This window comes from Promicromonospora kroppenstedtii DSM 19349, assembly GCF_000515355.1.
Taxonomy (GTDB): domain Bacteria; phylum Actinomycetota; class Actinomycetes; order Actinomycetales; family Cellulomonadaceae; genus Promicromonospora; species Promicromonospora kroppenstedtii.
Map to the genome: position 1 here is coordinate 27,759 of NZ_KI911704.1, position 8,588 is coordinate 36,346.

The 8,588-nt window shown below is 70.2% G+C and carries 6 protein-coding genes, 1 tRNA gene and 1 pseudogene; all 8 read right to left on the minus strand.

What is annotated here, in order from left to right; all coding sequences use genetic code 11:
* On the minus strand, window positions 1–1,426 hold a 1,426-nt coding region (locus PROKR_RS18685; protein ID WP_036965622.1), incomplete at its 3' end, for an MFS transporter.
* A 96-nt stretch (window positions 1,427–1,522) separates the two neighbouring features.
* Window positions 1,523–2,356, minus strand: coding sequence for a hypothetical protein (locus PROKR_RS18690; protein WP_036965623.1), 834 nt, complete (start codon window positions 2,354–2,356; stop codon window positions 1,523–1,525).
* Window positions 2,337–3,440, minus strand: coding sequence for a hypothetical protein (locus tag PROKR_RS18695; RefSeq protein WP_036965626.1), 1,104 nt, complete (start codon window positions 3,438–3,440; stop codon window positions 2,337–2,339). The genes PROKR_RS18690 and PROKR_RS18695 overlap by 20 nt, the downstream gene beginning before the upstream one ends.
* 236 nt (window positions 3,441–3,676) lie before the next feature.
* Window positions 3,677–3,752 (minus strand) — tRNA-Thr (locus PROKR_RS18700).
* A gap of 125 nt (window positions 3,753–3,877) precedes the next feature.
* Window positions 3,878–5,419 (minus strand): alpha/beta hydrolase, encoded by a 1,542-nt coding sequence (locus PROKR_RS18705; protein WP_245605880.1) that lies wholly within the window; start codon window positions 5,417–5,419, stop codon window positions 3,878–3,880.
* Window positions 5,420–5,482: 63 nt separating this feature from the next.
* Window positions 5,483–6,139: a hypothetical protein gene (locus PROKR_RS18710; protein WP_036965630.1), complete on the minus strand. Its 657-nt coding sequence runs from the start codon at window positions 6,137–6,139 to the stop codon at window positions 5,483–5,485.
* Between the two features lie 158 nt (window positions 6,140–6,297).
* Window positions 6,298–7,968: an enoyl-CoA hydratase-related protein gene (locus PROKR_RS18715; RefSeq protein WP_036965632.1), complete on the minus strand. Its 1,671-nt coding sequence runs from the start codon at window positions 7,966–7,968 to the stop codon at window positions 6,298–6,300.
* Window positions 7,969–8,112: 144 nt separating this feature from the next.
* A pseudogene (locus tag PROKR_RS18720) lies at window positions 8,113–8,588 on the minus strand (DNA polymerase III subunit delta'); the annotation flags it as partial.

The window sequence follows — 8,588 nt, forward strand, 5'->3', positions numbered from 1 at the left end:
AGTCGGACAGGCTGGCCCGGCCGGCCGGGTGCCGCACGATGACGACGATAGCGAGCAGCAGCCCGAGCGCGCTGAACACCGCCATGACCCACGACGCCGCGGCGAGCCCGGCCGAGAGGGCGTCGGCGTCCGCGGCGCCGTCCGCCACCTGGTTGGCGGTAACGCCGGCGTAGATCGTCGCCGCCAGCGCGGTCGCCACCGCCGCCCCGACGTACCGGGCCATGTTGGAGACGCCGGAGGCCTCGCCGATCTGCTCCGCCGCCACCGAAGCGGTGGCCGCCGACGACGACGGCCCGTTCGACAGCCCCATACCGACGGCGATGGCCACGAGCGGCAGCAGGAACACCAGGTACTGCCACGACGCGTTCACGAAGCCGATCGCGGCGAAGCCGGCGGCCGTGATCGCGAAGCCGGCGCCGATGATCTGCCGGGGACCGAACCGCCCGGCCAGCCGGGGCACCAGCGGGGCGACGACGACGAGGCCCACCGTGGCGGGTAGCGTCGCCAGCCCGGCCTGCAGCGGTGAGAGGCCGAGCGTCGACGGGTCCTGGAAGTAGAGGCTGAGCAGGTACATGAGCGCGTTGATGGTGCCTGCACCGATCAGGATGGCGATGGTCGCGCCGACCAGGACCCTGTTGCGCAGCAGGCGCAGGTCCAGGAGCGGGGCGGCGACGCGGCGCTCGGTCCGCACGAAGGCCCAGCCCGCGACCAGCGTGATCGCGAAGCAAGTGAGCGTGGGCACCGAGACCCACCCCCAGTCGCCGCTCTTGCTCACCCCGAGGATCAGCGGCATCAGGGTCAGGGCGATCAGGAAGGTGCCGAGGTAGTCGATGGACCGTGACGCGTCCGGGTCCCGGGACTCCGCGACGGCGAAGAAGGTGAGCACCATGCACAGCACCGCCACGCCGGCGTCGATCCAGAACAGCCCCTGCCACCCCGTGACGCCAACCAGGACACCGCCGACCAGCGGCCCGGCGGCAGCCCCCACCGCCGCCGCAGCGCCCCACAGCGAGACGGCGCGCAAGTTCTCGTCGCCCTTCGTGGCCACCGACAGCAGGCTAAGCCCGCAAGCCAGGATGGTGGCGCCGGCGGCGCCCTGGATGACCCGGCCCGCGATGACCATGCCGCCCGACTGTGCCAGCGCGATCAGCACGCAGGAGACGACGAACAGCGCCAGGCCGAGCTGGAAGACCCGCTTGCGCCCGAAGACGTCGCCGAGCGAGCCGGAGGTGATGATCACTGCCGCGCCGACCAGCGAGTAACCGGTGACGGCCCACTGCAAGGTGTCGACCGACATCCCGGTGTCCTCGCTGATCGCCGGCAGGAGGATACTGACCGCCGAGGTGTTCGCGTTGACGACCAGCGTCGAGATGCAGGTCGCCGCCAGCACTCCTCCGGCGCCGACCGGGGTGCTCGTCGCGTTCATCCGGGGTCCCTCCCGAGCGAGACCCTAGGAGCCGCTCGGGCTGGGCCCGTCACCCGAATTGGGTGAGAGAACCACCTGGCCTTTCCGAGCCGAGTCCTATCGGGTCGGGTCCGACCGCAGAGCCACAACCAGGTCGGCGGCGAGGAACGACACCGCAGATGCAACCTGTTCGGGCTCGCCCACGAGTTCCTCGGCCCGGCCGGCCATCACTGCGCCAAGGGAATCCGGTCCACGGCCGAAGAGCTCGTCGAGATGGTCGATCGCCTCACGCGTTACTTCATGACTCAGCTCATTGCTGAGCAGATCGTCGATCGTGGTGCGGAGCGTCTCGGTCTCCACGGCGCGGAGCACGCGGTAGATGTCGTGCGCGTCTTTGTCGTTGAGCCTGGTGGGAGTCCCTACTCGCTCCGCGATCTTGAACAGCTTCGCGACCAGAAGGGCAGCAGGCCCGGCAACACGGGCTTGGATCTCTCGCGGGTCCTCGGGATCGAGCGCACGGACTGCGATCTCCGAGTTGTCGACGAGCGCCGCCTCCAGACCCCGGGCGCGCCTGGCAACGCCTTTGTGGTGTGGCGGGATGCGGGCGCCGCGCCTGCCACCCGGGCCAGCCAGCTGCTCCGGAACCATCAGGTCGACAGGGATTCCATCAATACTGAGCCACGAACCTGGCTGATCTCCCGGTACGAAGCCACCGCTCTTCATCGCGGCTTCGACGAGCGGATCATCGACAAGGGCTCTGGGGTCGAGCGCCACGTCACTGTCCTTGGTGGCTTCGGCCAGCGCCACGTCGACGCCCCCGGTCTGGAGATAGATCGCCTGAGCCCCGATGACGACGACTGCGTCGCGCTGATCCGCCAATACCTCGAGCGCATCGAGGAGGACCGCTCGGGACCTCGCCAACAGATCGAGCTCACGTCCGGGACTCTTCATTTCGTTCCTTCCATGCCGCGAAGTCAGGGCTGCTCTCAGCCCATTCGATGAGAGCCTCTGCCTCGGACGGCGAGCGACCCGGCCCCGTCATGAGGTCGACCGCGACCTGGGTCGGTGCCGCGAGGACAAGGCCGTCAACCATCATCGTTCGCTCGGTCAGAACATCGAACAAAGGTTCGGCAAGGATCACGTTCGCCCCCCTGTCGGTCTCGCGAAGCCCCCACACCTCGGCGATCTGGCGGGGCCGGCCCGCGTATGCCATCACGGAACGTGCAGGCGCATAGGGCGCCCATGCGTTGGCCGCCACCGACCCGGTCACCACGAACTTCTCACCGACACCAGTACGGATCTGGTCCAGGAGGTGCTCCACCCCTCGGGGCGCGACCCAACGGGTCAGGGTGTTGGCCTGCGAGAACTGATAGTCCTGGCTCCACCTGCGCAGGAGCCCCGACCAGTCGGTGAGAGTCAGGTATCCCCCGGGGCTCCTCGTCACGAGCGACTCGGACTCCAGGAAATCGATCACGCGATAGACGGATCCAGTCGCTGCTCCAGAGACATCGACCAGTCGTCGGATCCGCCAGCGGTCAGGGAAGTCGAGGAGTGCTCGCACGACCCGTGCGGCGGGCTCTCCCTTGAGGGTCCCGCGCGGCCGTCCGGGCCCGCGCCATGGATCCTTGTCCGCCCCACGGTCGAAGATGAACAGACCCGGCATGTCGACTCGCACCAGCACGTTGCCAGTAGCGTCCGCGTACGACAACCCGGCCTCCGCCAGACGTGCGCGTACGGAACCAGTCAGGTAGCTGGCGACAACCATCCCGCTCGATCCCGGAACCGCCTCCATGAGGCCCGCGAGCTTTGCGCGGACGGTGGCGACGTCGCGAGCCTCCAGCGTGGTCTTGGCCTCGACGAGCACCACGCCCGCAACCTGGTCCGGCGATGTGAGGCGAAGAATCAGGTCAGCGCCATCAGCGCGGTCCGAAGACTCGGCAACTCCCCAGGCGGGCGGCAGCCGATCCCGAAGGACGTCGACGGCAGCCTGAACAACCTGTCGTTCGTTGCGGGGCTTCGCGGGCAAAGGCTCCATGTTCAGATAATAGACCCTCTCCGCCGCCGACGGAGAGGGTCAATTAACTGAACACGGCGAAGGAGAGGCGGCCACTTTTCAGCAGATCGCGGTTTCCAGTTCCCACCGGGCGGCAGGCCCACCGCGGGAGAGCGGAGTACGCCGGGGGTGCGCGAGATGCCCCTGACGGAGCCTGAGACACAAGAAACCCCGACCAACCGAGGCACATATGGCCTGGTCGGACGGGGTTTCCTTGGTGGAGCCGCCTGTGGGAATCGAACCCACGACCTTCTCATTACGAGTGAGACGCTCTGCCGACTGAGCTAAGGCGGCGCACGCACCGCACACCGGTCAGGACCGGATGGGTGAGCGGGCCCAACTGTACCCAATGCATGACCCAGGTTCCAAAGCGAAACCGTGTGACTTCCCTGACCGGCGGAACGGCGCCGCGCACGAGGTCAGCAGGTGAGCCCGTCCTTCGGCGCCTTGCCCTCCAGCAGGTAGGTCTCCACGGCGTTGCTGATGCAGGTGTTGGAGCGGCCGTAGGCCGTGTGCCCCTCGCCCTCGTAGGTCACCAGCACGCCCGTCGACAGCGTGTCCGCGAGTGCCTCGGCCCAGCGGTACGGGGTGGCCGGGTCGTTCGTGGTGCCGATGACCACGATCGGCGGCGCGCCCTCGGCGGCGGGGTCGAACTCCTGCTCGGCCGGCGGGTACGGCCAGTCCGTGCACTCGATGCCCGAGTAGCCGAACGACTCGCCGAGCGTGGGGGCGGCGGCCTCGATGTCGGCGGCGATGTCGCGCATCTTCGTCATGTCCTCCTCGGCGCGGGAGTCGGCACAGTTGATCGCGCGGAACGCCTCCTCGCTGTTGGACTTGAAGGTGCCGTCGTCGTTGCGGTCGTTGTAGACGTCAGCGAGGTAGAGCAGGTCGTCGCCGGTGCCCTCCCAGAAGACCTCGCGCAGCGCCTGGGTGAGGAACGACCAGGACGCCTCGTCGTACATCGTCACGGCCACGCCGTAGAACGCGAGCTTCTTGGTCACGTCCCGCCCCGACGACGTCGGGATCGGGTTGGGCTCGGCATCCTCGACCATGTCCTGGATCCGCTTCAGGCCGGCATCCACGTCGTCACCGAGCGGGCAGTCGCTGCCCGCCTGGCAGTCGGTCACGTAGGCGCGCAGCGCGCTCTCGAAGCCCTCGGCCTGCTGCAGCGCCACCTCGTCCGAGCTGAGGGTGGTGTCCAGCGCGCCGTCGAGCACGAGGCGGCCGGCCCGCTCCGGGAAGAGGCCCGCGTAGGTGGCCCCGAGCTGGGTGCCGTACGAGTAGCCGAGGTAGTTCAGCTCGTCGTCGCCGAGCGCCCCCCGCAGCATGTCCATGTCGCGCGCGGCGGACTGGGTGTCGACGTTCCCGAGCAGCGGACCGGTGTTCTCGTCGCAGGCCTTGCCCCAGGCGCGGACGGCGTCCTGGCGCTCCGCCAGGCCCTCCGGCGTGTAGGGGTAGTCCTTGCTGAGGAACTCGTCCTTGCCGGCGTCGTCGTAGCACTTGACCGGCGTCGACTGACCCACCCCGCGCGGATCGAAGCCGACGATGTCGAACGACGAGCGCAGCGCCTGCCCGAAACGCGACGGGTCGCCCACGAAGTCGACCCCGGAGCCGCCCGGCCCGCCCGGGTTGACCAGCAGGGACCCGATCTTCTGCCCGGTGGCGGGGATGCGCTTGAGCGCGATCTCGATGCTCCCCGCCCCCGGGTCGTGCCACGACAGCGGCGCGGCCGCCGTCGCGCACTGGAAGTCCTCGCCGCACTCGGTCCACTCCAGCGACTGGCCGTAGTAGTCCTCGTAGCCCTTGGGCGCCCCCTCCGTCGCCGAGCCGTCCGACTTGCCCACGTCCTCCAGCGCCGTCTGCACCTTGGGAGGTGCTCCGCAGGCGGCGAGGAGCAGGGCAGAAGCGAGCAGCGTGGCGACGACGGCCGCAGGCTGACGACGGCGGGCGGGGCGAATCACCCGGCCAACCTACCGGTTGTGCTCGGTGGATTTCTTACCCGTTGGCGAACCGACACGCGACCCTCACGAGTCGAGCCAGGCGACCGGACCGGGCTCGCCGTCGGCGCTGCGCGGCTGGAGCTCGACCTTGCCCTTGTCGCCGAGCTGGACCGGCACCGGCTGCCCCGTGTCGGACTCGGCCGGAACCTCGACCACCGTGGTCGTGGGCACGAAGTCCATGGTGCAGATGCCGTCCTCGGCAGGCACGAAGGCCACCGTGAGCACGCCGTCCGCGGCGGCCACCCCGGCGGACTTGCCGCCCGAGCCGATGGTCGCCTGCGGCTCCGCGAACGTGGGGCACGAGCTGGACCCGTTGGTCACCACGTACAGCAGGCCGGACTCCGGCGCCCACGCGACGCCCACGGTCGAGTCGGTGCTGCCCTCCAGGCCCGGCGGCAGGCCGCGGCCCGAGTTCCCGGCGGCGAGCTCCATGTCGGCGGCATCCGGCAGCTTGCCGTCCTCGGACCCGCCGTCGGACGCGCTGGGGCTGGGGCTGGTCATGTCGCTCTCCTCGGGGGACGACGTCGACACCGACCCGCCCGTCTGGGATCCCGCGGTGTCGGCCTGCGCGCACCCCGCCAGCGCGAGGACCGCTATCACCCCGATGCCCAGCGCCGACGCGCCCGCGCGCGTGAGAGTCCGTGCCGCAGCACCCGACCGGTTCGTCCGCTCGATCCTCATGCCCAGTTCCTTCCGCTCGCCTCTGACACCACCAGGTGTGTGTCGCAGGAATGCGACGCCTCCACCCCTGTCATGTGGCGAGCGGCGTGGTTCTTGCACGACACCGCGACCAACATTGGCAAAGGGTCAGGTGATCGGCACCTCGAGCGGGTGAGAGGTCAGACGCGGGCGGTCGCGAACCGGAGCTTCTCGGGCGTGGCGTCCGCGGCCGTCTTGCGCAGGAACGCCCGGCGGTGCACCGAGAAGGCGTTGCGGTCGTCGAAGAAGTCGCGCGCCATCTCGGCCAGCTCGATGGTCTGGTAGTACGACAGCGGCCGGTCGGTCGCCCGGCGCTCCGCACGTGCGGCGAGCATCCAGCCGAGCGTCGCGGGCTCCTCGTACCCCTGCGCCGCCGACTGCAGCCAGGTGGTGAACTCGCCCCACTCGCGCGGCCCGACGGCGCTGATCAGCCCGATGCGCGCTGCCTCGGCCACCGAGATCGGCAGCTTGCGCGACAGCAGCAGCGACGCCCGGTGGTCGCCCACCCGCGCCGGCATGCTCCACGAGTGCAGCTCGGAGCCGAAGATGCCCATGTCGTAGTACGGGTTCAGGACGACGCCCTCGCGGGCCAGCGTCACGTCCGCGCACAGCCCGGCCATGACGCCGCCGGCGCCGGCGTTCGCGGTGAACGCGGCGACCGTGAGCTGCTCGGCAGTCGCGATGGCGAGGCAGAGCTCGTCGATGGCGCAGATGTTGTCCCAGGCCTCGGCGGCCGGGTCGGGCGAGGCGTCGACGGTGCCCAGGTGGATCCCGTTGGAGAACGCGTGCTCCGTGCCCTTGATGACCAGCACCCGGGTGTCCTCGGTGAGGGCCTTCTCCACGGCGCTCGTCATGCGGCGGCACTGCTCGGTGTACATCGCGCCGCTGTAGGAGCGGAACGTCAGGTAGCCGACTGCGCCGTCGCGCACGTAGGTGGTCTCCGCCATGGAGTCCGGCACGCGGCGGAACGGGGCGTGGGCCGCGTCGATGACCTGCGCGGCCGGGAGCTTGGTGCCGCGGCGCCCGCTCAGCTCGGCGGCGTAGCCCACCCAGAGCGTGCCGACGCCGCAGGCGATCGCCACGGCGTCGAGGTTGCGGCCCACCACGGTGCCGGGCTGGGCGCCGGTGTGCTCCGGAGACGCGACGGCATCGAACACGCAGATCGACCGGCCGTTCACGCCCGCGGGAGCGCCAGGGGCGCCGTCGGCCGCGGCGACGAGCCGTTCCAGCTCGGTGGCGGGGCGGCTCCAGTCGATCCGGAAGTCCTCGCGGCGCAGCAGCGGCAGCTCGCCGCTGACCGGCACGATCCGCAGGCAGGCCTCCGCGGGGATGGGCCGCTCGCCGTCGGCGACCTTGCGGACCACCTCGCCGATGCAGGCCATGGCGGCGTCCGCGACGCGGCTGTTGTACAGGGCACTCTTGGAGATGGGCTGGTCCGGCATGTCGAACACGGCCGTGGCCCACACCGGGCCGGCGTCCAGCTCCTCGACGGCGGACAGCGCCGTGACGCCCCACCTGTCACGGCCGTCACGGATCGCGTGGTCCAGCGACGAGGGCCCGCGGTCGCCCACCGGGCCCGGGTGCACGATGACGGTCGGCCAGCGGTCGTAGATCGTGTCCGGCACGCGGTGCTTGAGGAACGGGCACAGGATCAGGTCCGGGTCCGCCCGCTCGACTGCGCGGGTCATGGCGGCACCCGACTCGAAGGTCGGGGCGAGCTCGACTCCGACGTCGTGCCCCTGCTCCCGCAGGGAGCACCAGACCCGCTGGGTAAGACCGTTGAAGGCAGAAACCAGCAGGAGGATCCTCATCGGACGGTGGACTCCTAAATCGCACGGAAGAGCTCTGGGGGCGCCCCGCAGCCTAACCAGGGACGGCATTCAGGACAATGTGCCACGGTGGTTCGGATTCACCCGCGCCAAATCTTCACACGTGGCGGATACCGCGGAAGAACTTCAGCCCTGCGGACGCAGCGCGATCGCCATCGCCTCCAGGGCCAGGAGCGGCGCCACGTTGCCGTCCAGGCGGGTGCGCGCCACCCCGATCGAGTCCATGCGTCGCACCGTCTGCTCGGGGGTCGAGTCGGCCGCGAGGGCGCGCACCGTCTCGGCGAGCTCGGCGTTGACCAGGTCGACCTCCGCACCGAGCTGCACCACGAGCACGTCCCGGTAGAGGGAGAGCAGGTCCACCATCGCGCGGTCGAGCACGTCCCGCTGATGCCGCGTGGCGCGCCGCTTCTGGTCGTCCTCCAGCTGCTTGAGCTGGGAGCGCAGCCGTGGCGGCAGCGTCTCGCCGTCGGCCACGCCCAGGGCACGCAGCAGCTCGGCCTTCTCGGCCGCGTCGCGCTCCTGCGTGGCCGAGACGGCCTCCGCCTTGGCCACGTCCACCAGCTCGCCCGCGGCGAGGACGGCGTCGCCGACGCCGCGGATGC